This is a genomic window from Collinsella tanakaei (genome assembly GCF_021531055.1).
In the GTDB taxonomy this organism is placed as follows: domain Bacteria; phylum Actinomycetota; class Coriobacteriia; order Coriobacteriales; family Coriobacteriaceae; genus Collinsella; species Collinsella tanakaei_B.
Genome location: NZ_JADYTL010000011.1, coordinates 14,334 through 37,572, shown reverse-complemented (window position 1 = coordinate 37,572; position 23,239 = coordinate 14,334). Strand labels below are relative to the sequence as shown.

At 64.8% G+C, this 23,239-nt stretch carries 20 protein-coding genes; 6 read left to right on the top strand and 14 right to left on the bottom strand.

The genetic code is table 11. The annotated features are described in order from the left end of the window. Positions 1 to 8 precede the first annotated feature (8 nt). The 7 genes from I6E04_RS09570 to I6E04_RS09540 all read right to left on the bottom strand — a co-directional run bounded on the left by I6E04_RS09570 (position 9) and on the right by I6E04_RS09540 (position 8,435). A complete protein-coding gene (locus I6E04_RS09570) occupies positions 9 to 1,571 on the bottom strand; it encodes a substrate-binding domain-containing protein (protein WP_235422969.1) in 1,563 nt (520 codons plus the stop codon). 423 nt (positions 1,572 to 1,994) lie between these two features. After that, on the bottom strand, positions 1,995 to 2,687 hold the full coding sequence (locus tag I6E04_RS09565) for a copper homeostasis protein CutC (RefSeq protein ID WP_328225729.1): 693 nt from the start codon (positions 2,685 to 2,687) through the stop codon (positions 1,995 to 1,997). Positions 2,688 to 3,404: 717 nt separating this feature from the next. After that, entirely contained in the window at positions 3,405 to 4,106 is a 702-nt protein-coding gene (locus I6E04_RS09560) for an ABC transporter ATP-binding protein (RefSeq protein WP_235422968.1), read from the bottom strand. Beyond that, a complete protein-coding gene (locus I6E04_RS09555; RefSeq protein ID WP_235422967.1) occupies positions 4,107 to 4,982 on the bottom strand; it encodes an ABC transporter ATP-binding protein in 876 nt (291 codons plus the stop codon). Then, the gene (locus I6E04_RS09550; protein WP_235422966.1) at positions 4,975 to 6,063 is read right to left on the bottom strand and encodes a branched-chain amino acid ABC transporter permease; all 1,089 of its coding nucleotides are present in this window, start codon (positions 6,061 to 6,063) and stop codon (positions 4,975 to 4,977) included. Before I6E04_RS09550 ends, I6E04_RS09555 begins: the two co-directional genes overlap by 8 nt. A gap of 9 nt (positions 6,064 to 6,072) precedes the next feature. Then, positions 6,073 to 6,954 carry a branched-chain amino acid ABC transporter permease gene (locus I6E04_RS09545; RefSeq protein WP_235422965.1) on the bottom strand — a complete coding sequence of 294 codons (882 nt, stop codon included), beginning with the start codon at positions 6,952 to 6,954 and terminating at the stop codon, positions 6,073 to 6,075. Between the two features lie 200 nt (positions 6,955 to 7,154). Beyond that, entirely contained in the window at positions 7,155 to 8,435 is a 1,281-nt protein-coding gene (locus I6E04_RS09540) for an ABC transporter substrate-binding protein (RefSeq protein ID WP_235422964.1), read from the bottom strand. Positions 8,436 to 8,844: 409 nt separating this feature from the next. Here I6E04_RS09540 and I6E04_RS09535 point away from each other — a divergent pair, with 409 nt between their 5' ends. Then, positions 8,845 to 10,182: a homoserine dehydrogenase gene (locus I6E04_RS09535; RefSeq protein ID WP_235422963.1), complete on the top strand. Its 1,338-nt coding sequence runs from the start codon at positions 8,845 to 8,847 to the stop codon at positions 10,180 to 10,182. A 189-nt stretch (positions 10,183 to 10,371) separates the two neighbouring features. After that, positions 10,372 to 10,752: a hypothetical protein gene (locus I6E04_RS09530; RefSeq protein ID WP_235422962.1), complete on the top strand. Its 381-nt coding sequence runs from the start codon at positions 10,372 to 10,374 to the stop codon at positions 10,750 to 10,752. Between the two features lie 60 nt (positions 10,753 to 10,812). On the opposite strand, the gene I6E04_RS09525 is transcribed toward I6E04_RS09530, so the two are convergent. Beyond that, positions 10,813 to 11,202 carry a metallopeptidase family protein gene (locus I6E04_RS09525; protein WP_235422961.1) on the bottom strand — a complete coding sequence of 130 codons (390 nt, stop codon included), beginning with the start codon at positions 11,200 to 11,202 and terminating at the stop codon, positions 10,813 to 10,815. 131 nt (positions 11,203 to 11,333) lie between these two features. Then, positions 11,334 to 12,164: an alpha/beta hydrolase gene (locus I6E04_RS09520; RefSeq protein WP_235422960.1), complete on the bottom strand. Its 831-nt coding sequence runs from the start codon at positions 12,162 to 12,164 to the stop codon at positions 11,334 to 11,336. Positions 12,165 to 12,423: 259 nt separating this feature from the next. Here I6E04_RS09520 and I6E04_RS09515 point away from each other — a divergent pair, with 259 nt between their 5' ends. Then, positions 12,424 to 16,167 (top strand): phosphoribosylformylglycinamidine synthase, encoded by a 3,744-nt coding sequence (locus I6E04_RS09515; protein ID WP_235422959.1) that lies wholly within the window; start codon positions 12,424 to 12,426, stop codon positions 16,165 to 16,167. Positions 16,168 to 16,321: 154 nt separating this feature from the next. Here I6E04_RS09515 and I6E04_RS09510 read toward each other — a convergent pair whose 3' ends face one another. From I6E04_RS09510 to I6E04_RS09490, 5 genes are all read right to left on the bottom strand, one after another. Next, positions 16,322 to 16,582, bottom strand: a complete 261-nt coding sequence (locus I6E04_RS09510; protein ID WP_235422982.1) for a hypothetical protein — start codon at positions 16,580 to 16,582, stop codon at positions 16,322 to 16,324. A gap of 1 nt (position 16,583) precedes the next feature. Next, on the bottom strand, positions 16,584 to 16,874 hold the full coding sequence (locus I6E04_RS09505; RefSeq protein ID WP_235422958.1) for a hypothetical protein: 291 nt from the start codon (positions 16,872 to 16,874) through the stop codon (positions 16,584 to 16,586). A gap of 133 nt (positions 16,875 to 17,007) precedes the next feature. After that, on the bottom strand, positions 17,008 to 19,023 hold the full coding sequence (locus I6E04_RS09500) for a PTS fructose transporter subunit IIABC (RefSeq protein WP_235422957.1): 2,016 nt from the start codon (positions 19,021 to 19,023) through the stop codon (positions 17,008 to 17,010). 108 nt (positions 19,024 to 19,131) lie between these two features. Then, entirely contained in the window at positions 19,132 to 20,043 is a 912-nt protein-coding gene (pfkB, locus tag I6E04_RS09495; RefSeq protein WP_235422956.1) for a 1-phosphofructokinase, read from the bottom strand. A 39-nt stretch (positions 20,044 to 20,082) separates the two neighbouring features. Next, positions 20,083 to 20,835 carry a DeoR/GlpR family DNA-binding transcription regulator gene (locus tag I6E04_RS09490; protein ID WP_235422955.1) on the bottom strand — a complete coding sequence of 251 codons (753 nt, stop codon included), beginning with the start codon at positions 20,833 to 20,835 and terminating at the stop codon, positions 20,083 to 20,085. A gap of 364 nt (positions 20,836 to 21,199) precedes the next feature. Here I6E04_RS09490 and I6E04_RS09485 point away from each other — a divergent pair, with 364 nt between their 5' ends. The 3 genes from I6E04_RS09485 to I6E04_RS09475 all read left to right on the top strand — a co-directional run bounded on the left by I6E04_RS09485 (position 21,200) and on the right by I6E04_RS09475 (position 23,227). Beyond that, positions 21,200 to 21,955, top strand: coding sequence for a cyclase family protein (locus I6E04_RS09485; protein ID WP_235422954.1), 756 nt, complete (start codon positions 21,200 to 21,202; stop codon positions 21,953 to 21,955). A gap of 213 nt (positions 21,956 to 22,168) precedes the next feature. Then, the gene (locus I6E04_RS09480; RefSeq protein ID WP_235422953.1) at positions 22,169 to 22,897 is read left to right on the top strand and encodes an AzlC family ABC transporter permease; all 729 of its coding nucleotides are present in this window, start codon (positions 22,169 to 22,171) and stop codon (positions 22,895 to 22,897) included. A gap of 6 nt (positions 22,898 to 22,903) precedes the next feature. After that, complete coding sequence (locus tag I6E04_RS09475; protein WP_235422952.1) at positions 22,904 to 23,227, top strand: branched-chain amino acid transporter permease; 324 nt, start codon at positions 22,904 to 22,906, stop codon at positions 23,225 to 23,227. Positions 23,228 to 23,239 lie beyond the last annotated feature (12 nt).

Sequence of the window (23,239 nt, the reverse complement as noted above, 5' to 3'; positions counted from 1 at the left end):
CAAACTCCCTAGTTGTATCCTTTGACCTGGCGGAACACCGTCGCGAGATCCCCCTCGCGCCCATCGAACGTGCGCCCGTTGGTCGCTTCGGACAGCTCATCGAGCTGCGTGGGGTCCGCATCGCCGAACATGATGGAAAACACGGGGATGTCGCTGCCCGTCCGCTTGTAGGCCTCCAAGAACGCATCGTGATTCATCGTGTCCGACACGCCATCGGACAGCAGGGCGATGGCGACCGTGTAGCCTCCCCCGTCTTTCGCCGCGCTCGCCAGCTCGAGCGCGGCGAGCAGCCCGGCATACATATCGGTACCGCCGTCCGCCTCGCGCTCGCGGGCCTCGTCGAGCAAGCCCGCCGTATCCGAACCGTGGGCGACGACCGCCGAACCGGGAGATCCGGCAAACGGGATGAGAACATTCACGTCACCTTCGGCAGGTTGGATCATCGACGCGGCAGCGAGCTGCGGATCGAGCGCTTGCTCGAGGCCCGAAACCACGCCCTCCTTGCCCCCACCGTACATGGATCCCGAATAGTCGACGACCCAAACCGTGTACGACGGCTTTTTGAGGACGGTCTGATAGAGGGTGAGCGCCTGTTCGATCACATCGCCCGCCGGCAGCGGAACGGATTTCAGCGCGCTGGCATCCTGGACGATACCCCACGACGCCGAAAATGCGCGCTGCACATCCTCGTCATCTGCGTGCAAAAGCTTGCCTCCCAACCCGCAGCGACGGCCGACGCGCTCGAGGGCGAGCGTCGCATCATCGTCCGCCAGAGCCTGCTGGAACGCCGCGAAGGCCTCTTCGACCTTATCGTCCTGGCCGCGATCCACATAAGCCAACGGGCTATCCGAAATCGCGATGCCATCGGAGGGATATACCGCCACCAGCGGCTCGTGGCCGGCTTCCTCCAGCTCGCGGTTGGCCTGCGAGACAAGCGACTCGTAGTTCACCATCGCCTGATGCGTCTCGGGATCGGCGACGACCATCTCTTTGAGCCAATCGGATGAGCCTGAGGAGCGGTCCACACCCGCCAGCAGCGACGCGACCTCGGACGTGAGGCCGGCATCCTCGAGATTCTCCGCAGTCAGCGCGCCGTCGGTACCCGACAGCGCCGTCAAAAACGCCAGATAGGCGGACGCGCCGCTGTTCGACTGCGTAGCCGAGGTCATCGAGAAGGACAGGTCACCGCTGCGAACCGCATCGAGTATCTCTGCGGTGGAAGGCGAAGCGGTCGTACCATCCCCCTCGGCCCAACCGAGCTCGATCGCCTTTGTCTTGGCGATACCGAACACGACGGGCGTCGTGGATGTGCTTTTCGAATCGCGAACGATGTGACCCGAATCGCCCATCGAAATCCACATGGATGAGGCCGGCCATACGGCATCGTAGTCTCCCCCGCCCGCTTCGAGCACCGCCATGATGTCGAGTGAACCCATGTAGTGCATCTCGATAGCTACGCCGGACTGCTCGACAGCATAGGCGATGGCATAGGCGGCCTCCTTGTTCTCGGAACCGGAGGCGATCTTGAGCCGGACGGACGACGAGCCGCCGGAAGGCTCGAAGAGTTCCACGTTCTCGCCAAGATCCTGTGAGACGCCTGATGTCGTCGCAGAACCGCCTTCGGGGGCCGAGGGTGCGGGAAGGCCCGGTAGACCGAGGCCGCCGCACCCTGCCAACACGATGACCAGCAGCACGGAACACGCGGATGCTATGATGCGAGACCAGGGCTTGCACATGGCGAACCTCCAACAACATAGCCTTTAAGCAGGCGTTTTACCTTTGGTTTCGCCATTCTATCAAACGCATGTCAGGGCACTGTAAGCCGTTGGGGACGTTATGCGAACAGGCATGTGCAGCCGCTTTCGACATGTGGGAAGGCACCATCCCGCATGCCCATTTACCGATATGTTGCAATGTTTCCTATCCGATGTCCCAAATAAGACATGCGCCCCGCAGATACGGGGCGCATCGATGCATCGGTTGATGGAAAACGTCTACGCGAGCTTGACGATCTTGGTGCCGTGTGCCTCGGGGGCCCCGATCGCCGCGACGACATCCGCCACGTTCGCGTGCGTGATGCCCGCACCGGGCAGGATGATCAGACGGTCGCCTGCATACTCGGTGAGTTCGCGCAGGCGCGGGAGGTTATCTATGATGGGCGTGCCGGCGACATCGCCGTGCGTGAGGATGCGAGTGACGCCCAGATCCGCCAGGGTATCGATCGCGGGAAGCTGCGCCTCGGCGGGCAACGCGTCGAACGCCATGTGGAACGTGATGTCGATATGATCGAGACAAAACGCGTCGGCCGCCGCGATCGCCGCGCCCACGATCCGCTTGCAGGCATCGAGATCGAGCTCGTAACCGTCGCTCTCGGATCCCTTGAGACAGCCGAACACCACGCCGTCGGTCTCGGCCTCGCAGGCGGAGAACACGTCGGATTCCATCATGGCGAGCTCATCGTCGCTGTACACGAAGTCGCCGCCGCGCGGCCGGATCATCGTCATCACGCGTGCGCCGTGTTCGTGGGCGTAGGCGACCGTGTGCTCGATCACACCGAGCGACGGCGTCGTGCCGCCGACGGCCAGGTTGTCGCACAGCTCGATGCGACGCGCCCCCGCTTTGATGGCAGCCGGCACGTCGGTGAAGTTCTCGGCGCAGAACTCGCGCAGGATCGTCGTCTCGCTCACAGATTCCTCCTTATAGACCGGTCCGCGGGAACGGCTGGCACATCAGCGGGAATCATGGTCGCGCGTCTGGTCGGCAACCCAACAGATCGCCAACGCGATGGTCACGAACAACCAGAACGGGACTCCCATGGCACCTCACCATCCCCTCGACACCAGTGTACCCCGCCGCCGCGGCTTCGGAACGACGGAGTTAGGGAGGGAAAGATCGCACCGTCGTGACAAGCTGGATTCCGATGTCGGGCCAGACTGGATTCCGATGTCGGGCAGAACTCGCCACTGACGGCTGTGGCTCCCCGCAGACAGGTGGAACTCCCCACCGCCAGCCGGACTCCTTACTGACAGCCGAAACTCTGTACTGACAGCCGGGGCTCACTACTGACAGGTGAGACTCACTACTGACAGTTAAAACTCTCCACTGACAATAGTCGCCTATTTTCCCTCGATTTTGTCAGTACAGAGTCTCCGCTGTCAGTACAGAGCCTCTGCTGTCAGTACAGAGTCTCCGCTGTCAGTGATGAGTCTCTGCTGTCAGTAGGGAGTTCCACCTGTCAGTAGGGTGTTCCAACCGCCGCCGAGGAGCCCCGGCCGCTCACGACGATCCCTGCGCCCCGCGGCGTCGACCCCCACCTGCGCGCAAAAAGCCCGCCGGCGCCACGGGGCACCGACGGGCTCGAGCCTCAGATCAAACGCAGCGCCAACGAGGCGGCGGCGAAACGATCAGCCACCCAGGTAGGCGCGACGCACGTCGTCGTTGTGCAGCAGCTCCTCGCCGGTGCCCGACAGCGTCACGTGACCGGTCTCCATCACGTAGGCGCGCGTCGCGATCGACAGCGCCGCCTGCGCGTTCTGCTCGACGAGCAAAATCGTGGTACCGGCCTCGTGCAGCGCCTGGATGATCTCGAAAATCTGTTCCACCAGGATGGGCGCCAGGCCCATCGACGGCTCGTCGAGCATCAGCAGCTTGGGGTTGGCCATGAGGCCGCGGCCCATGGCGAGCATCTGCTGCTCGCCGCCCGACAACGTGCCGGCGATCTGGCGACGGCGTTCCGCGAGGCGCGGGAAATGCGTGTACACGCGCTCGAGGTTGCCGGCGATGGTGTCGCGCGGCTGCGTGTAGGCACCCATGTCGAGGTTCTCCTCGACGGTCATCTGCTGGAAGATGCGACGGCCCTCGGGCACATGCACCAGACCGTGCTCGACGATCTTCTCGGCGGACATGTGCATGATGTCCTCGTCCATGAACTTGATCGAGCCGGAACGCGAGCGCAGAAGGCCGGACAGGGTCTTGAGCGTCGTGGACTTGCCGGCGCCGTTCGCACCGATCAGCGCGACGACCTCGCCATCGTTCACCTCGAAGGAGACGTTCTTGATGGCGTGGATCGCGCCGTACCACACGTTGATGTTGTAGACGGACAGCATTTACGCCTCCACCTCCTTCTGCTTACCCAGATAGGCCTCGATGACCGCATCGTTTTGCTGGATCTCCTCGGGCGTGCCCTTGGCGATGATCTTGCCGAAGTTGAGCACGCAGATGCCCTCGCAGATGTTCATGACGAGGTTCATGTCGTGTTCGATGAGCATGATGGCGATCTGGAACCGGTCGCGGATCTTGACGATGTTCTCCATGAGCTCGGCGGTCTCGGACGGGTTCATGCCCGCCGCCGGCTCGTCGAGCAGCAGCAGCTTGGGATTCGTGGCAAGCGCGCGCACGATCTCCAGGCGACGCTGGGCGCCGTAGGGCAGCGAACCCGCCTCATGGTCGGCAAGGCCGGTCATGTCGAAGATGTCCAGCAGCTCGAGGGCGCGCTCGTGGTAGTACTTCTCGCTCTTCCAGTGGTGCGGCAGGCGCAGGATGCTCGTGGCCATGCCGCAGTGGTGCTGGTTGTGAAGGCCGACCGCCACGTTCTCCTCGACGGTCATCGAGTCGAACAGGCGGATGTTCTGGAAGGTGCGCGCCACGCCCATCTGGTTCACGCGCGCCGGATTCATGCCGGCGGTGTCCTGGCCGTCGACCATGATCGTGCCGCGCGTGGGCTGGTACACCTTGGTGAGCAGGTTGAACACCGTGGTCTTACCGGCGCCGTTGGGGCCGATCAGACCGCAGATCTCGGTGCGGCCGACGGTGATGTTGAAGTCGTCGACGGCCTTGAGGCCACCGAAGTCGATGCCCAGATGCAGGCACTCGAGCGCCGGGGCCTTACCCAGGTCGCGCTCGGGCATGATCGAGACGCTCGGCACCGGCACCATCTTGGTGCCCTCGCGGCGGGCGCGGGCGAAGTCGGAGAACTTACTCATCGCCCTCACCTCCCTCGGCTGCGATGGCGGCGTCGGCGGGCGCCTTGCGCAGGCGGCCGCGAAGCGCTTCGGCGATACGCTGGTAGATACGCGTATGCGGGACGACCATCACGAGAATGAGCACGATCGCATAGAGCAGCATGCGGTACTGGTTGATCGGACGCAGGATCTCGGGCAGCACGGTGAGGAAGGCCGCCGAGATGATGGAGCCGGAGATGTTGCCCATGCCACCGAGCACCACGTACACCAGGATGAGAATCGACTGGTTGAAGTCGAACTGGGACGGCGTGATGGTCGAGTAGTTCATGGCGTAGAGCACGCCGGCGGCACCCGCGAGCGCGGAGGCGACCGTGAAGGCCATGAGGCGGTACTTGGTCACGTTGATGCCGACGCTCTCCGCGGCGATGCGGTTGTCGCGCACGGCCATGATGGCACGGCCGTCGCGGCTGTGCATGAGGTTGAGCACGACCGCCACGGTGATGAGCACGAGGATGATGCCCAAGACGAAGGTCGAGATCTTATCGATGCCGACCGCGCCCTTGGGCCCGTTGATGAGGATCGTGCCCTGGTTCATGCCGAGCGAGGCGGTGTCGGTCATCGAGAAGTGCAGACCGGCGTCGTCGATACCGATGTAGAAGTTGTTGAGCAGGTTCTTGATGATCTCGCCGAACGCCAGCGTCACGATGGCGAGGTAGTCGCCGCGCAGGCGCATGACGGGGATGCCCACCAAAAAGCCGATGATGCCGGCAGCGATGGCGCCGACCACCGCCGCGCCCACGAACAGCACGATCTCGGAATCGACGCCCATGCGCGCCAGGCAACCCGCCACGACGACGCCGGTGAAGGCGCCGACGCTCATGAAGCCCGCATGGCCGAGCGACAGCTCGCCCGACACACCGACCACGAGGTTCAGCGATACCGCGAGCGACACGTACGCGCAGATGGGCACGAGCTGGCCGGACAGCGAATTGGAGATGAAGCCCATGCCGTCGAGCAAGGTGACGGCGATAAACGCCACGATCACGATCGCATAGGTGATGATGGTCGAGCGCGTCTGCGGATTGAGAGCCTTGATACCCATGTCGATCACCTACACCTTCTCGTTCACGGGCTTGCCGAGCAGGCCGGCCGGACGGATAAGGAGCATGATGATCAGCACGGCGAACACCACGGCGTCAGCGAGCTGGGTGGAGATGTAGGCACGCGCCAGGATCTCGATGATGCCGAGCAGGATGCCGCCGAGCGCCGCGCCCGGGATGGAACCGATACCGCCGAGCACTGCCGCCGTGAAGGCCTTGATGCCGGGCATGGAACCGGTCGTGGGCATAAGCGTGGGGTACGCCGAGCACATGAGCACACCGGCGATGGCGGCAAGGCCGGAACCGATCGCGAAGACCATAGAGATCGTCGAGTTCACGTTGATGCCCATGAGCTGCGCGGCGTCGCGATCCTCGGAGCAGGCGCGCATGGCTTTGCCCATCTTGGTCTTACCGGTGAACATGGTGAGCGCCGCCATGATGACCACGCAGGCCAGGATGGTGATGACCGCCGTGGCGCTGATGGTCAGCTTGCCGTCGAACAGCTGCAGCGCAGGCAGGCTGATGATGGACGAGAACGACTTGGGGTCGGAGCCCATGATGAGCAACGCGGCGTTCTGCAGAAAGTAGCTCACACCGATAGCTGTGATGAGGACGTTGAGCGACGGGGCGTTGCGCAGGGGCTTGTACGCCAGACGTTCGACCACGATGCCGAGCACCGTGCAGGCCACGACCGAGATCAGCACGCCTGCGAGCGCGGGGAGCCCAAGGTAGCTCACGGCGCAGAAACACACGTACGCGCCGACCATGATCACGTCGCCGTGGGCGAAGTTGAGCATCTTGGCGATGCCGTACACCATGGTGTAGCCGAGCGCGATGATGGCGTACACGCTGCCCAGACTCGCACCGTTGATGATGTTCGCGAGAATCTCCATGGCCCCTCCTTTCCTGTATCGATAAACCGAAAGCGGAGACCGCCTTGCGCGAGGCGGCCTCCGCATGTGCATGTAAAAACACCCCGTGTAAAAATACCCCAGGGGTTATTTTACACGGCACGAATCACGTAGCCAGCTTGGGAACCACAGCATGTAAAATAACCCCTGGGGTATTTTTACACGCCGCAGTTCTTGAGCCCTTACGCGTCGAGCGGCATGTACACGCCGTCCTGGATGACCATGCCCATGGGCTGCTTGGAGATCTCGCCGGTATCCGACCAGGTGGCCGCCTCGCCGGCGGTGGTCAGGCCGGTGAACGAGAAATCGGAGGAAGTGAAGGTCTCGACGAGCGCGTCGCAGATGGACGAGGCGTCCATGTCGGCGGTGATGCCCGCGGCCTCGATGGCCTGCTTGAGCGCGTAGACGCAGTCGTAGGCGTCGGCGGCGAACTGGTTGGGGGTCTCGCCCTTACCGTACTCGTCGCCCTTGTAGGTCTCGACGAAGGCCTGCGTGGCCTCGTCCTCGGCGGTGGCGACGAACGGGGTCAGCAGCATGCAGCCCTCGGCGAGCGAGGTGTCGAAGCCCTCGACCGTGAGCAGGCCGTCCATGCCGTCCACGCCGAACCACTTGGGAGCGTAGCCCATCTGGTCGGCCTGGGTGAGGATCAGCGAGATCGGGGTGTAGTAGATCGGCAGGAAGACCAGGTCGGCGCCGGCGTTCTTGGCGTCGTTGAGCTGGACGGAGAAGTCGGTGGCGGAATCGTCGGTGAAGGTGGTCTCGGAGACGACCTCGAGGCCGAGGGTCTTCGCCTCGCTCATGAAGCTCTGGTAGATGCCGGTGGAGTAGGTGTCGGCGTTGTTGTAGATGACGGCGATCTTGGTGGCCAGACCCTGCTCGGAGATGTACTGCGCGGAAGCCGCACCCTGGTTGGGGTCGGTGAAGCACATCTGGAAGACGTTCTCCTTGCGCGGCGTGGAGATGTTGCCCTCGGCGTCGGGCTGGCCGCCGATGACGTCGGTCGACGAGCCGGACGGGGTGAGCTGGAACATGTTGTCGGCGTTGGTCTCGGCGGACACGGCCACGCACGGGGCGGTGGTGACGGTGCCGACGAGGATCTGCATACCCCAGTCCTTGAGGTTGTTGTAGGCGTTGACCGACTTCTCGGCGTCGTTCTCGTCGTCCTGGAAGTTGAGCTCGAACTGGATGTCGCCGCCCTCGGCGTTGATCTCGTCGACGGCGATCTGGGCGCCGTTCATGACGGCGTTACCGTAGATGGCCGCGGCGCCGGTGGTGGGGCCGATGCCGCCGATCTTGATGACGGCGCCGGACGCGGAGTCGGTGCCGGAGGAGCTGCCCTCGGACGCGGTGTCGCCGCCGTTGGAGCAACCGGCCAGGACGCCTGCCGCCCCCAGACCCGCTAGACCTGCAACAATGCTCCTGCGGCTGACGACAGGATTGAATTTACCGGTGAGGCTCGACATGCGGCTCTCCTCTCACGTGCGGCCAGACGCGTGCGCTGGCGATATATGGAACGACCACCGGGGAGGGCCTTCGCGCGATTCCCCCGCTATCCCGTCACCGGCGGTTCGTCCTACCTTACTCGTTTTATGGAAAAAACGTAAGGTGCCTTTTGGACGTTCGAGCCTAAATCGCAGGTCGGCGCTCATTCATACTAAAGTCGACCTGCTGTTTTGTTTATGCATGGCATGCGTCGTCGACGTGTTACATCTCTGTTACGCAAGACGGGGACACGCGCAGGTCAGGCGCGATACCGTGCATGCTGGCATACAGCGGGATGACCCCGCCACCTTATGCACGGACCGACACCCCGCGCGCGACGCCCGCCGGACGGGTGGGGACACGCGGCGCACGACTCGAGAGGAGCACCCGATGAGCAGCACAGCACGTACGGTCAACGTCGGCCTGATCGGCCTGGGCACCGTGGGCGGAGGCGTCGCCCGCGTCATCTTGCGCCATCGCGACGAATACCTGTCCGCCTACGGCATCGACCTGCGCATCAAGCGCGCCTGCGCCCTCGAGCCCGAGCGCGCCCGCGAGCTGGGCCTGCCCGACGAGGCGTTCACCTCGGACTGGCACGACGTGGTCGCCGATCCCGACATCGACATCGTGATCGAGCTCATCGGCGGCGACCATCCCGCGACCGAGATCTTCGAGGCGGCACTCACGAGCGGCAAGCACGTCGTCTCGGCCAACAAGGCCCTGCTCGGCCGTCATGTCGAGCGCCTGGGTCGCCTAGCCGCCCAGCACCACGTGCAGATCCGCTGCGAGGCGGCTGCCGGAGGCGGCATCCCCATCGTCAACGCGCTTGAGCACGCCCTCGTGGGCAACGAGATCCTCACGGTGGCGGGCATCCTAAACGGCACCACCAATTACATCCTGACGCGCATGGAGCGCGAGGGCCTGGACTTCGCCGAGGTGCTCGCCGACGCGCAACGCCTGGGCTACGCCGAGGCCGACCCCACGGCCGACGTCGACGGTTTCGATGCCGCCAGCAAGGTCGCCATCCTGTCCTCCATCGCCTTCCACACGCGCATCACGACCGACGACGTGTTCCAGGAGGGCATCCGCAACGTGTCGGCGGCCGACATCGAGCAGGCGCGCAGCCTGGGCTACACCGTCAAGCTGCTCGGCATCGCCCGCAACACGGCCGACGGCGTGGACGTGCGCGTGCATCCGACCATGATTCCCACCGACCACATGCTCGCCAGCGTGAGCGGCGCCATGAACGCCGTCTACGTGGTGGGCGACGCCGTGGGCGAGACCATGTTCTACGGTGCCGGCGCGGGCTCCTTCCCCACCGCGAGCGCCGTGGTGGGCGACGTGCTCGAGCTCGCCGATGCCATCAGCCACACGCCCGGTCCCAAGGCCGAAATCGAGCCGTTCGACCGCGTGTTGCCCCTGCGCTCCATCGACGATCTCGTCACGCGCTACTACGTGCGCCTCGTCGTGGTCGACGAGGTCGGCACGCTGCTGCCGATCATGGACGTGTTCGCCCGTCACGGCATCTCGATCTCGCAGATCAACCAGCTGCAGGACGGCGACGGAAGCCGCTGCTCGGTGGTGTTCCTCACCCACAAGGCCGCCGAGGGCGACATGGCCGCCGCGCGACAGGAGCTCGATGAGCTCGCCGCGGTGGAACAGGTCGCCAGCGTGATCCGCATCGAAGACGTCGCCTCATGGGCTGAAGGCGCCGAGGAAAACGAATAGCCGCTGCCGTACATGGTCGCGAAGAGGGCGTCGTCCATCGGCGCCCTCTTTTTTGGGATTCGTCCCCGCAACGCGACGTGAGGGTTGTTATGCGGAACAGTTCCCAGGCGGCGACGCGCGCGTAGAATAGGGCGCTGATCTATCCGATTCGTTGCCGCCGATCCCGCGTCGGTGCTCCAAGGGAGCGTCATGGTCTGGATACTCACCGCCGCCGTCTACGTGCTGGTCGCCGTCGCGACCGCGTTCGCCTACATCTCCGGCTCACCGTTCAACCTGGTGACGTTCGGTGCCGCCTGCCTGTCGGCCGCCCTGCGCACCGCCTTCATGATGCACGTCTACAAAGAGCTGGGAAAGCTGTCCGCGCGCCATGCGTTCCTCTCGCCCAACGTGCTGGTCGCGGGTGTGTGGATCTTCGTCGAGACGGCGCTCGCCTGCGTGCTGGCCGTCTACGGCGCGTATCAGGTCTGCCTCCACGAGAGCGAGGGTGCCACGGCGATCGGCATCGCGTTCGCCGCGTTCCCCGCGGGCGTCATCCAGCCGTGGAGCGCGCCGCGCGCATCGGAGGGCTGATCCCGGGCACATGCCGCCCTCGCCTTTGCGCCGACGATGGCTGAACGCGGCAGCGCCCCGTCAATACCCCATGGCGCGCAAGGTCTCCTCGTCGTTTCCGAAGAAATGCCCGACCTCGTGCACCACGGTCCTTCGCACCTGCTCGGATAGGCCCTCATAGGTGGAAAAGCACCGCTCGTGCGGACCCTTGAAGATGGAGATGACGTCGGGCAGCTCGCCGTCCCCGTAGCCGGCGCCGCGTCGTGTCAGCGGAACCCCCTCGTACAGGCCGAGCAGCTCGGTGCCGCGCGACTCGGCCTCCGTGCGCCCCAGCGCGCGAAGCTGATGCGCGTTCGGCTCGTCTGCCACGACGATCACCACGTTCTCAAGCGATTCCAAGAACCGCAGGGGAAACGCCGCGACGGCGTCCTCCACCATGCGGTCGAACTCCTCGTCGCTCACCTGGTACACGCGTCTCACCTCCTCACTCGACAGCGGCAAGATCGCACCTGGCACCATCTTGTCGCCGACAAGATGGTGCCAGGTGCGATCTTGTCGCCGTCGCCGCCCCGTCGGCGGCGCACCCCGTCACGCCCCGTTCATCACGCGGGATCCTCACCCAGCCATTCGAGCGCAAGATCCAACCAGCGCGCCACGTGACCGTCGCGATGCTCCTCGTCCGCACCGGTCTGATCGGTCGCCAGCGACAGCCCGTGCCGTCCGCGATGGAAGATATGGCAGTCGAAATCGACCCCCGCCTGGGCGAGCGCCTCGGCATAGGCGAGCGTGTTGCGCACCGGCACGAACCCGTCCTCGGCGGTATGCCAGATAAAGGTGCGCGGCGTATCGGCATCCACCAGGCTTTGCGCTCGGGTAAGCTCCCCCTCGTCGCACAGGGCGCGCTCGTAGACCTCATCGCCCGGCCAGCCGTACGAGAAATCGATGACCGGATACCCCAGCACCTGGGCGGACACGGTGAGGTCGCGCAACGGGAAACCCATGTCCCAGGCAAACGACCGGCGATGCGCCAGCGAGGAATACGTCGCGCACAGATGCCCGCCGGCCGAGAAACCGAACAGCACGATGCGGTCCTCGTCCACCGACCATGCCTCCGCCCGCTCGCGCACGAGCGCGACCGCGTGTGCGAGGTCCTCGATCGGATGCGGGAAGAGCGTACGGCCCCGTGCGGCTTCGGACTCGTCAAGCACGGTGTAGCTGAGCACGAACGCCTGGAAGCCACGGGAGACGAGCTCGAGCGCCACGGGTTCGCCCTCGCGCGGGGAGCACATGTGGTATCCCCCGCCGGGGCAGATGATGGCGGCAGGTCGCGACCGTCCCGCCTGCGCGGGGATGTTGTCCTGCACGTATGCGGTGAGCGCCGGCGCGGTCTCGCCGTAGTCCGGCATCGAAAGCTCGATGGTCTCGATGTGCATGGTCCTCCGATCTCACAGGGCCGATGCCCTGTAGTGTACCCACGGGGACGCCGAAAACTCCGAAGACGGACATCCGCGTTCCCGTCCCCGCGGCCGCGCCGGCGTGCGCATCCACTTTTCCTCGCGGATTCGCGCCGCGTTCCTTTCCATACGGGACTGTCGTATCATGGTGGGGTTAGCAACCTGCCGGCTCAAGGCTCTCGTCCGCTGCCGCGCAGAAACCCCGCCATGACCGCACCGCACAGGAAGGCAGGAACACATGGTCTTACGTATCTACGTGGAGAAGAAGCCCGGATTCGACGTCGAGGCGAAGCAGCTCCAAAACGAGCTCACCGGCATCCTCGGCATCACCGGTCTTGCGAGCCTCCGCCTTCTCAACCGCTACGACGTCGAGGGCGCCGACCAGGAGCTGTTCGACCGTTGCCGCCCGGTGGTGTTCTCCGAGCCGCAGGTCGACCTCACCTACGATGAACTTCCCGACGTGCCCGGCGCGACCGTCTTCGCCGTGGAGTTCCTGCCCGGCCAGTTCGACCAGCGCGCCGACTCGGCAAGCGAGTGCATCCAGCTCATCAGCCAGGGCGAGCGCCCCGCCGTGCGCTCGGCCAAGGTCTACATCCTCGAGGGCGACCTGTCCGGTGCCGACATCGACGCCATCAAGCACTACGTGGTGAACCCGGTCGAGGCGCGCATCGCCACCCTCGACAAGCCCGAGACGCTCGCGACCCAGATCCCCGACCCCGAGCCGGTCGAGGTCCTCACCGGCTTCCGCGAGCTCGATAAGGCGGGTCTTGCCGCCTTCATCGCCGAGCGCGGTCTTGCCATGGACGAGGCGGACATCGCGTTTTGCCAGGAGTACTTCCGCGGCGAGGAGCGCGATCCGACCATCACCGAGATCCGCGTGATCGACACCTACTGGTCCGACCACTGCCGCCACACCACCTTCGGCACGGTCCTCACCGACGTCGCGATCGACGACGACGTGGTCCAGGCGGCCTTCGACCGCTATATGGAGATCCGCCACGAACTCGGCCGCGACGAGAAGCCCGTCTGCCTCATGGACATGGGCACGATCGGCGCCAAGTACCTCAAGAAGACCGGCCAGCTCAAGAACCTCGACGAGTCCGAGGAGATCAACGCCTGCACCGTGCGCGTGACCGTCGACGTGGACGGCGAGGACCAGGAGTGGCTGTTCCTCTTCAAGAACGAGACCCACAACCACCCGACCGAGATCGAGCCCTTCGGCGGCGCGGCGACCTGCATCGGCGGCGCGATCCGCGACCCGCTCTCCGGCCGTAGCTACGTCTATCAGGCCATGCGCGTGACGGGTGCCGCCGACCCGACCGTGCCCGTCTCCCAGACCATGGCCGGCAAGCTGCCCCAGCGCAAGCTCGTGACCACCGCCGCGGCGGGCTACTCCAGCTACGGCAACCAGATCGGCCTGGCAACCGGCCAGGTCTCCGAGCTCTACCACCCCGGCTACGTGGCCAAGCGCATGGAGATCGGCGCGGTCGTGGGCGCCACGCCCGCCGACCACGTGCGTCGCGAGTGCCCCGCCCCCGGCGACAAGATCATCCTGCTCGGCGGCCGCACCGGCCGTGACGGCATCGGCGGCGCCACCGGTTCGTCCAAGGCGCACAACGTCGAGTCCATCGAGAAGGACGGCGCCGAGGTCCAGAAGGGCAACGCCCCCATGGAGCGCAAGCTGCAGCGCCTGTTCCGCCGCGGCGACGCATGCCGCCTCATCAAGCGCTGCAACGACTTCGGCGCCGGCGGCGTATCCGTCGCCGTGGGCGAGCTGGCCGACGGCCTGTACATCGACCTCGACCAGGTGACCAAGAAGTACGAGGGCCTGGACGGCACCGAGCTCGCCATCTCCGAATCCCAGGAGCGCATGGCCGTGGCCGTGGCCGAGGACGACGTCGACGAGTTCATGGGTTATGCCGCCGAGGAGAACCTCGAGGCCACCGTCATCGCCGAGGTCACCCACGAGCCGCGTGTCCGCATGGCGTGGCAGGGCACCGCGATCGTGGACCTGTCCCGTGAGTTTTTGGCCAGCAACGGCGCGCCCAAGCACCAGGCGGCGCACGTCGAGGCGCGTTCCGTATGGCAGCCCGCCTGGGCGGGTACCACGCTCACCGAGCGCATGACGAGCCTCGTCACCGACCTCAACGTGTGCTCCAACAAGGGCCTGGCCGAGCGCTTCGACTCCACCATCGGCGCCGCGACCGTGCTCATGCCCTTCGGCGGCGCCACGCAGCTCACGCCCGCCGAGGCCATGGTCGCCAAGTTCCCCGTCGACGGCGAGACCACCACGGCCTCCGCGATGGCCTGGGGCTTCAACCCGTTCCTGATGGAGGCCGACCAGTTCGCCGGCGCCTACCTGTCCGTCGTCGAATCCGTCGCCAAGCTCGTGGCGGCCGGCTTCGATCACGAGAGCGCCTACCTCACCTTCCAGGAGTACTTCGAGCGCCTGCGCACCGAGCCCGAGCGCTGGGGCAAGCCCGTCGCCGCCGTGCTGGGCGCCCTCATGGCCCAGGTCGACCTGGGCATCGGCGCCATCGGCGGCAAGGACTCCATGTCCGGCTCGTTCGAGGATCTGGACGTGCCGCCCACGCTCGTCTCCTTCGCCGTCGCCGTGGGTCGCGCCGACGGCGCCGTGTCACCCGAGTTCAAGGGCGTCACGCACCGCGTCGTGCGCATCGCACCGGCCGAGTACGGCGAGGACTGGCGTCCCGACGTGGCCCAGCTGCTCGACGCCTTCGCACTCGTCGAGAAGCTCGCCGACTCCGGCGCGGCGCTCGCCATCTCCACGCCCGGCTACGGCGGCACCGCCGAGGCCCTGTTCAAGATGTGCCTCGGCAACCGGATCGGCCTGGAGCTCGCCGAGGACGTCGATATCGACAGCCTCTTCGAGCCGATGTACGGCAGCTTCGTGGTCGAGCTCTCCGACGACGCCGACGCCCTGCTCGAGGGCGCGCCCGAGGGGCTCGTCATCGAGCCGCTCGGCACCACCGTCGAGGCCTATGTGCTCGATACCGCCGACGAGTCGATCGACCTCGCCGAGCTGCAGGAGGCCTGGGAGCGTGCGATCGAGGGCGTGTTCCCCTACCGAACGCCCGCCGATGAGGCGGCGAAGCTGCCCGCCGTGGAGCCCATCACCTTTACCGCCGAGGCCCCGCACGTGTATACCGGCGAGAAGTTCGCGCGTCCGCGCGTGATCATCCCCGTGTTCCCGGGCAACAACTGCGAGTACGACACGGCGCGCGCCTTCCGCACCGCGGGTGCTGTGGCCGACACCTTCGTGATCAACAACCTCACGCCCGAGGCGGTCGCCGAGAGCACGCGTGAGCTGGCGCGTCGCATCCGCGAGAGCCAGGTCGTCATGATCCCCGGCGGCTTTTCCGGCGGCGACGAGCCCGACGGCTCCGCCAAGTTCATCACGGCGTTCTTCCGTGCCCCCGAGGTCACCGAGGCCGTGCGCGAGCTGCTGCAGAAGCGCGATGGCCTCATGCTCGGCATCTGCAACGGCTTCCAGGCGCTCGTGAAGCTCGGTCTGGTGCCCTACGGCGATATCGTCGACGCCACCGCCGACGCGCCCACGTTGACGTTCAACACCATCGGTCGCCACCAGAGCCGCCTGGTGCGCACCCGCGTGGCGTCCAACCTGTCGCCGTGGCTCGCCTCCTGCACACCCGGCGATACCTACACCGTGGCCATCTCCCACGGCGAAGGCCGCTTCGTGGCCAACGACGACGTGCTCGCCAAGCTCGTGGCCGGCGGGCAGATCGCCACGCAGTACGTGGATGCGGCCGGCGTGCCGTCCATGGACCTCGACGTGAACCCCAACGGCTCGGTCGCCTGCATCGAGGGCATCACCTCCCCCGACGGCCGCGTCTTCGGCAAGATGGGCCACGTGGAGCGCCGCGGCGAGGGCCTGTACGCCAACGTCCCGGGCGACAAGTTCATGCCGATCTTCGAGAACGGCGTCGCCTACTTCGCGTAGACACACGCGAGCGAACCGCAAGCAAAGGGCCTCCCGCGGGAGGCCCTTTTCGTGTGATACAGCGACAAGATGGTGCCGGGTTCAATCTTGTCGGCCGGACAGCCCGTCGGCTCTGCCCCGGCGACAAGTTTGTACCTGGCACCATCTTGTCGCCCTACGGTGCCGCACGGAACGGAACGAGACCGTACACGATGACGGTATCGGCATCGGGGTCGTATTCGTAGATGAGATCGAACGGCTCGACGACGGCCTTTCGAACGCGAGTCCCATATGCCGCCCCAATCGACGCAGGAATAACCGACGAGCCGATCTCCGGAAACGCCTCTATGGCGCGCAGCATGCGCTCCAAGCGACCCCGGACGCGGTCCGACCATACCGCGGCGGCATCGTCCAGAAAGCCATCCGTGTAGACCATCCTAGGCACGGTGAGCCGCCCTTCGCGCGATCTCGGCGAGCGCGGCGTCGGTCCCCTCGACGGTGTTGCCGTCCACGACGTCCGCGCGCCCGCGCTCCAGCACCGCGCGCATGCGCTCCTCATAGGCTGCCGCTTCGCGGGCACGGCGCAACTCGCTCTCGAAAACCTCCTCCGAGCAAAAGACGAAGGCGGCGTTTCCGTTCTCGGTGATATGGACGACCCGCTTCATCGCCTCGTCCTTGATCTCGCGCTGGCGGGTCTTGAGCGCCGCAGAGGAGTAAATGGCTGTCATGGTATCCTCCAAAAGCAGAATCATGTATCTGATTAGGTACTATATCAGATACTCGAGCGTGAAATCAGGTCAAAAAAGGGCCCCATCCATGCGACGGGGCCCTTCGGGGTGGAATCGGATGAGCGCGAGGCGATTACTTGGCCAGACCGGTTTCCTCTGCCGGAAGCGGCTTCTTGAGGAACGACAGGATCAGGCAAGCCACCACGGCGCCGATCACGAGCGCCACAAGGTACATGAGCGGGTTGCCGATAACCGGCGTCACCCAGGCACCGCCGTGGGGCGCGGGGCTCGTGCAGCCGAAGCCCGCGGAGAGCGCGCCGGCGATCGCCGAACCGATGATGCAGGAGGGCAGCACGCGACCGGGATCGGCAGCGGCATAGGGAATCGCGCCCTCGGTGATGAACGACAGGCCCATGATGTAGTTCACGATGCCGGCCTTGCGGTCGGCCGCGGACCAACGATTCTTGAAGAACGTGGTGGACAGGGCGATGGCGATGGGCGGAACCATGCCACCGACCATGACGGAGGCCATGACGATCTGCGCGGAGGTGGTGCCGGCGGACAGCATGCCGGTACCGAAGACGTACGCCGCCTTGTTGAACGGGCCGCCCATATCGACGGACATCATACCGCCGACCACTGCGCCGAGCAGCACGAGATTGCCGGTGCCGAGGCTGTTCAAGGCGCCCGTCAGCCACGAGTTGATGGCAGCGAAGATCGGGTTCAACGCGAGCATCACGAAACCGATCAGGAAGATGCAGACGAGCGGGTACAGCAGCACGGGTTTGATGCCCTCAAGCGATTCGGGCAGATGATCGCACAGCCTCTCGAACCCGAGGGTCAGATAGCCGGCTGCAAAGCCCGCGAACAGCGCCGCGATGAAACCGCCCGAGATGAGCGCACCCTGCGCTTCGGCATCCATGGCCGTTGCAAGATATCCGAGCGTGAAACCCTGTTTGGCGAGCCAGCCTCCCACGAAGCCGGGAGCGAGACCGGGGCGATCGGCGATGGACATGGCGATGTAGGCCGCAAGGATGGGCAGCATGAAGTCGAACGCCGTGCCGCCGACCAGGTTGAAAAACGCCGCCAACGGCGTGGAGCTGCCGTACGCCGCAGTTCCCATGCCCTGCGTGTCGAGCAGGAAGGCGATGGCCTTGAGGATGCCGCCGCCCACGACGAACGGCAGCATGTGCGACACGCCGTTCATCAGGTGCTTGTAGATGGTCGAGCCCATGCCCTCGGTCGCACCGGACGCCGCCGATGCGGACACTCCGCCCTCGGCATGACAGATGGGCGCCTCGCCATTCATGATGATGTTGATAAGGCGCTCGGCATCGTTGATACCGGCGGAAACGTTGGTGGAGTACAGCGGCTTGCCGTTGAAGCGACCGAGCTCGATGCCCTTGTCGGCAGCGATGATGATACCGCGGCAGGCGGCGATCTCCTCGGCGGTGAGGGCGTTCTTGGTGCCTACGGAGCCCTGGGTCTCGACCTTGATGGTCACACCCATCTGCTCGGCGACCTTCTCGAGGTTCTCGGCTGCCATGTAGGTGTGTGCGATGCCCGTGGGACACGCGGTGATGGCGAGCACCTGCGGCAGGGCCGAATCGGCGGCAGACGCGGCGGCAGCGGCCTCGCGAGCGGCCTTGGCCTCGGCGGCCTTCTTCTCCTTCTCCGCCTGCTCGGCATCGTGGGCCGCTTCGGCGTCGTCGATCACCTTGAGGAATTCGTCGACCGTCTTGGCACCACGAAGGGCGGCCCCGAAATCCTCATGCATGAGCAGCATCGAGAGCTTGGCGAGCACCTCGAGGTGCACGTTGGCCTGGCCCTCGGGCGCGGCGATCATGAAGATCAGATCGGACGGCTTACCGTCGGGCGCATTCCAGTCCACGCCCGCGGGCACGGTGATCGCTGCGAGACCCGGGCGCACGACGGCGTCGGTCTTCGCGTGCGGGATGGCCACGCCGTCGCCTACCGCGGTGCTGAACTGCGCCTCGCGGTCGAGCACCGCCTGACGGTACTTGTCGCGGTCATTGATGTTGCCGCTCGCGTCATGCAGATCGACCAGCACGTCGATGGCCTCGGCTTGCGTTGCCGCCTCGACCCCCAGTTTCACCCCGCTTTTACTGAACAACTCGGTGATTTTCATGGTGGTAACCCCCTTCCCCGGCATAAGCCGGTCCAACCGCCGAGATTCGACGGATTGACAACATATGGATTGAAACGAGCGCGACACCTCGCGCGAACGGATGGTGCGCTACTTGTCGATGGTGGCCAGCAGCTCCTCGACCTGGTCGCGCTCGGCCAAGCCCAGCGAGAACGCGCTAGCGGACCCTGTACACACGCCCATACGGAACGCCTGCTCGTAGCTGCCATCGCTTTCCAGATAGCCGGCGATGAAGCCCGCGACCATCGAATCGCCCGCACCGACCGAGTTCACCACGGTGCCCTTAGGCGAGGGGCTCTCGATCACGTCGCCGTTCTCGGCGACGAGCACCGCGCCCTCCCCCGCCATGGAGACGAGCACGTTGCGCGCGCCGAGCTCCTGCAGCTTATTAGCGTACGGGACCACGTCCTCCCGTGTCTTCAGCTCGACGCCGAAGATCTCACCCAGCTCATGGTTGTTGGGTTTGATGAGAAACGGGTGGAACGGCAGCACGTTCATCAGCAGATCGCGTGTGGCATCGACGACGATGCGGATATCGCGGCCCTCGAGACGTTCCATGATGCGCTCATAGATGTCGCCGGGCAGAGCTGCCGGCACGCTGCCGGAAATGACCAGGATGTCATCGGAGGTCAGGGCGTCGAGCTTCGCGTAGAGCGCCTCGATATCGGACGGGGCGATATCGGGTCCGATGCCGTTGATCTCGGTCTCCTCGTTCGATTTGACCTTGACGTTGATGCGGCTCATGCCATGGCTGACCTCGATGAAGTCGGTGTCGACCCCTTGCAGCTGCAGACGTCGCGCGATCTCGTCGCCGGTGAATCCGGCAAGAAAGCCGAGCGCGCAGCTCGGGTGTCCCAGGTTCTTCAGGACGATGGACACGTTGATGCCCTTGCCGCCCGCCATGACGGCCTCGGTCGACACGCGGTTGACCGCGCCAAGCGTCAGGTTGTCGACGCCCACGACGTAGTCGAGGCAGGGATTGAACGTCACGGTGTGGATCATGGGGCAGCTCCTTTGCATGGGACGGATTCCGCTGGCAGATTACTCGGTGGTAGGCGCCACGATGATGTTCGCGTAATCCTCGAGGCCGGACGGCAGCGTATCGGTCACGACCGTCGCGTCGTCGAAATCGGCGAACGTGACCGGCGAGACCATGGAGAACTTGCTGGAATCGCACAGCACGTACGGGCGAAGCGTCTGAACGAGAGCGGTCGACTTGACGAGCGCCTCCCCCGTCTCGGGCGTGGTAAAGCCCTCGTCGGGCGTCGCGCCGTTGGCGCCGAAGAACCCGACGGTAAAGTGGTAGCGCCGCAGGGTCTCCACCGTCTGCTCGCCCACCAGCGCCTCGGTGACGGGCTTGAGCTCGCCTGCGGGTACGAGCACCCGACAACCTTTGGACAGCAGGGCGTGGGCAACCGAGATGGAGTTGGTGAAGTAGGTGGCGCGCGGCTCGGTGATGAAGTCGACGAGACGCTCGGTCGTGGAGCCGGCATCGATGTAGACGAAGTCGTCCGGCCCGATGAGCGTGGCGGCAAAACGGGCGATGGCCGTCTTCTCCTCCAGATGAACGCTGTACTTCTCGTAGACGGTCTGATCGGCGGAAACGACCGTGCGGTTGACCGCCGTAGCGCCTCCGTGAACCTTCACGATGCGACCCAGCTGCGCCAGGCGCGTCAGGTCACGGCGAATGGTGGACTCAGAGGCGTCCAGCAGCTGCATGAGCTCGGTTGCGGTAATCGATCCGTGCTCGTTGACCAGGGAAACGATCTTCTCAAGACGGTCTTCTGCAAGCATCTGCGCTCCTCTCGTCGTATCCTTTGGACGGAATCTGTCAAAACCATCCAAAACCATTCTAATTCCTTCACAACGAGAGGATAGCACCAGAATCGGTCACATTCATTCATTATCGTTCACCATGGGTAAATGGTCGATATGCACCGGTGAACGGTATTGCCCGTTTCTGACCGTTTACGGCGTGAAGTGAGGTCTGACGTTTTTCACAGGGCGATAAGATTGAACCCGGCTCCATCTTGTCACGAAAGAAGGTCGACCGGAGGTGAAAGTACGTCTGGCCCCATGTCACGTCATGACGTAATTTCGCGTCAGCGGGTACCATCTTCGGTAAGTTCGAACGCCGACACGAAGGAGTGGATGCACCATGAGCCTGTGGCCCGATCTTGCCAAGTTGAAGAGCTGTCAGTGGGTGGAGCTCTCCCATCCGCTGACCGACGACAGCCCGTACTGGGCAGGCATCCCGGAAGGCTCGGTCGAACTTTGCCGCACGGTGTTCGACTACGACGAGGAGATGCTGTCCTGCCGCATCCACACCTACAAGTTCCCGGGACAGTTCGGCACGCATGTCGACTTCCCGAGCCATTTCACGCCCGGTGCGGTGGGTTCGGAGGCATACGGTGCCGCCGACATGGCCATGCCGTTCGTCGTGATCGACCTCACGCCCAAGATCGCCGCGCAGGGCCCCGACGTGGCGATCTCGGTCGAGGACATCGAGGAGTGGGAGGCCGAGCATGGACGCATCCCCGAGGGCGCGTTCGTGGCGCTGCGCACGGACTGGTATCTGCGCTGGCCGGACAACGATGCGCTCAACAACTTCGACGACGAGGGCGGCGAGCATTGCCCCGGTTGGTCGATGGAAGCGCTGCAGTTCCTCTACAACGAACGCGGTATCGCCATGAACGGTCACGAGACGTTCGACACCGACGCGTCCTATCTGGCCGTCGAGGCCGATGACCTTGCCTGCGAGCGCTGGGTACTCGACCACGGCCACCTGCAGGTGGAGGTCATGGCGAATCTCGATAAGGTACCCGAGACGGGGGCCATCGTGTTCGTGAGCTGGCCGAGGATCGAAGGCGCCACAGGCCTTCCCGCCCGCGTCATCGCCGTGTTCGAGCAATAAAACCGACGACCGTACATAAAGCACCCCAGGGGCTTCACCCCGGCGTAAGAAAACCCCTGGAGTGTTTTGAACTGCGTGAGACGGGAGGCTTTCTTATGTAGAAAAACCCCTGGGGTATTTTTACATCTGTAAGAAAACCCCTGGGGTATTTTTACATCCTGTTGCGCTATCCTTGTGACTCGTTGCAGATATTCGAGAGATGGGAGGCGGGGCATGGCGCGACCGGGCACCAAGACGGCGGCGTTTCGCGCGGCGCTCCCCCTTTCCGTCCCCATCATGGCCGGCTTCGTGTTCCTCGGCATCACCTGCGGCGTGTACGCAAGCTCGCTCGGCCTGCCCTGGTGGATGCCGACGCTCATGTCCATCGCCATCTTCGGAGGTTCGGCCGAGTTCATCGTGGCCTCGATGCTACCCGGCGCATTCGATCCGCTCACCACGTTCGCCGTGGTCCTCGTCGTGCAGGCGCGTCATCTGTTCTACGGTCTGTCTATGCTGGAGCCCTTCAAGGGCATGGGTCGCAAGAAGCCCTATCTCATCTACGCGATGTGCGACGAGTCGTTTTCCATCAACTACTCCGCGCGCGTGCCCGAAGGCGTCGATCGCGGCTGGTTCATGACGTTCGTCAGCCTGCTGAACCAATCCCTCTGGGTCGTCGGATGCACGCTCGGCGGCATCTTCGGCGCCATGATCCCCCTGACAGTCCAGGGCATCTCGTTTGCCATGACCGCCCTGTTCGTGGTTATCTTCCTCGATCAATGGCTGTCCGAGCCGTGTCATGCGAGCTCGATCACGGGGCTTATCGCAACGGCCGCCGCCCTGCTCGTATTCGGCACGGACAACTTTTTGATTCCGGCGATGATCGCCATCCTGATCGTCGTCACGGCGCCGCGCGCCAAGCTGGAGCCGATATACAGCACACGCGACGATGCGGAAGGACGGTGAGCGCCCATGACGATCCTGCAGCAGGTGATAACCGTGCTCGTCGCGGGTGCGGCGACGGTCCTGACGCGCGCCCTGCCGTTCGTCGCGTTCCGCAACGGCGCCCCGCGCTATGTGCGCTATCTGGGCCGCGTGCTACCGGGAGCGGTATTCGGCCTGCTCGTGGTGTACTGCCTGAAAGACGTCGACGTCTTCGCAGGCTCCCATGGCGTACCCGAGGCGCTCGGCATCCTTGTCACCGGCGGTGTGTACGTGTGGCGGCGCGACATGCTCTGGGCGATCCTCGCCGGCACGCTGTCGTACATGGCCCTCGTCAACCTCGTCTTCGTGTGACATCGACGTGAA

Coding starts and splice junctions, on each gene's coding strand:
- I6E04_RS09515 (WP_235422959.1), top strand. CDS start 12,424: ATGGTCTTACGTATCTACGTGGAGAAGAAGCCCGGATTCGACGTCGAG.
- I6E04_RS09535 (WP_235422963.1), top strand. CDS start 8,845: ATGAGCAGCACAGCACGTACGGTCAACGTCGGCCTGATCGGCCTGGGC.
- I6E04_RS09560 (WP_235422968.1), bottom strand. CDS start 4,106: ATGCTGTCCGTCTACAACATCAACGTGTGGTACGGCGCGATCCACGCC.
- I6E04_RS09520 (WP_235422960.1), bottom strand. CDS start 12,164: ATGCACATCGAGACCATCGAGCTTTCGATGCCGGACTACGGCGAGACC.
- I6E04_RS09480 (WP_235422953.1), top strand. CDS start 22,169: ATGGCGCGACCGGGCACCAAGACGGCGGCGTTTCGCGCGGCGCTCCCC.
- I6E04_RS09540 (WP_235422964.1), bottom strand. CDS start 8,435: ATGTCGAGCCTCACCGGTAAATTCAATCCTGTCGTCAGCCGCAGGAGC.
- I6E04_RS09550 (WP_235422966.1), bottom strand. CDS start 6,063: ATGGGTATCAAGGCTCTCAATCCGCAGACGCGCTCGACCATCATCACC.
- I6E04_RS09545 (WP_235422965.1), bottom strand. CDS start 6,954: ATGGAGATTCTCGCGAACATCATCAACGGTGCGAGTCTGGGCAGCGTG.
- pfkB (WP_235422956.1), bottom strand. CDS start 20,043: ATGATCCACACCGTGACGTTCAATCCCTGCCTCGACTACGTCGTGGGC.
- I6E04_RS09510 (WP_235422982.1), bottom strand. CDS start 16,582: ATGGTCTACACGGATGGCTTTCTGGACGATGCCGCCGCGGTATGGTCG.
- I6E04_RS09505 (WP_235422958.1), bottom strand. CDS start 16,874: ATGACAGCCATTTACTCCTCTGCGGCGCTCAAGACCCGCCAGCGCGAG.
- I6E04_RS09530 (WP_235422962.1), top strand. CDS start 10,372: ATGGTCTGGATACTCACCGCCGCCGTCTACGTGCTGGTCGCCGTCGCG.
- I6E04_RS09490 (WP_235422955.1), bottom strand. CDS start 20,835: ATGCTTGCAGAAGACCGTCTTGAGAAGATCGTTTCCCTGGTCAACGAG.
- I6E04_RS09500 (WP_235422957.1), bottom strand. CDS start 19,023: ATGAAAATCACCGAGTTGTTCAGTAAAAGCGGGGTGAAACTGGGGGTC.
- I6E04_RS09555 (WP_235422967.1), bottom strand. CDS start 4,982: ATGAGTAAGTTCTCCGACTTCGCCCGCGCCCGCCGCGAGGGCACCAAG.
- I6E04_RS09485 (WP_235422954.1), top strand. CDS start 21,200: ATGAGCCTGTGGCCCGATCTTGCCAAGTTGAAGAGCTGTCAGTGGGTG.
- I6E04_RS09475 (WP_235422952.1), top strand. CDS start 22,904: ATGACGATCCTGCAGCAGGTGATAACCGTGCTCGTCGCGGGTGCGGCG.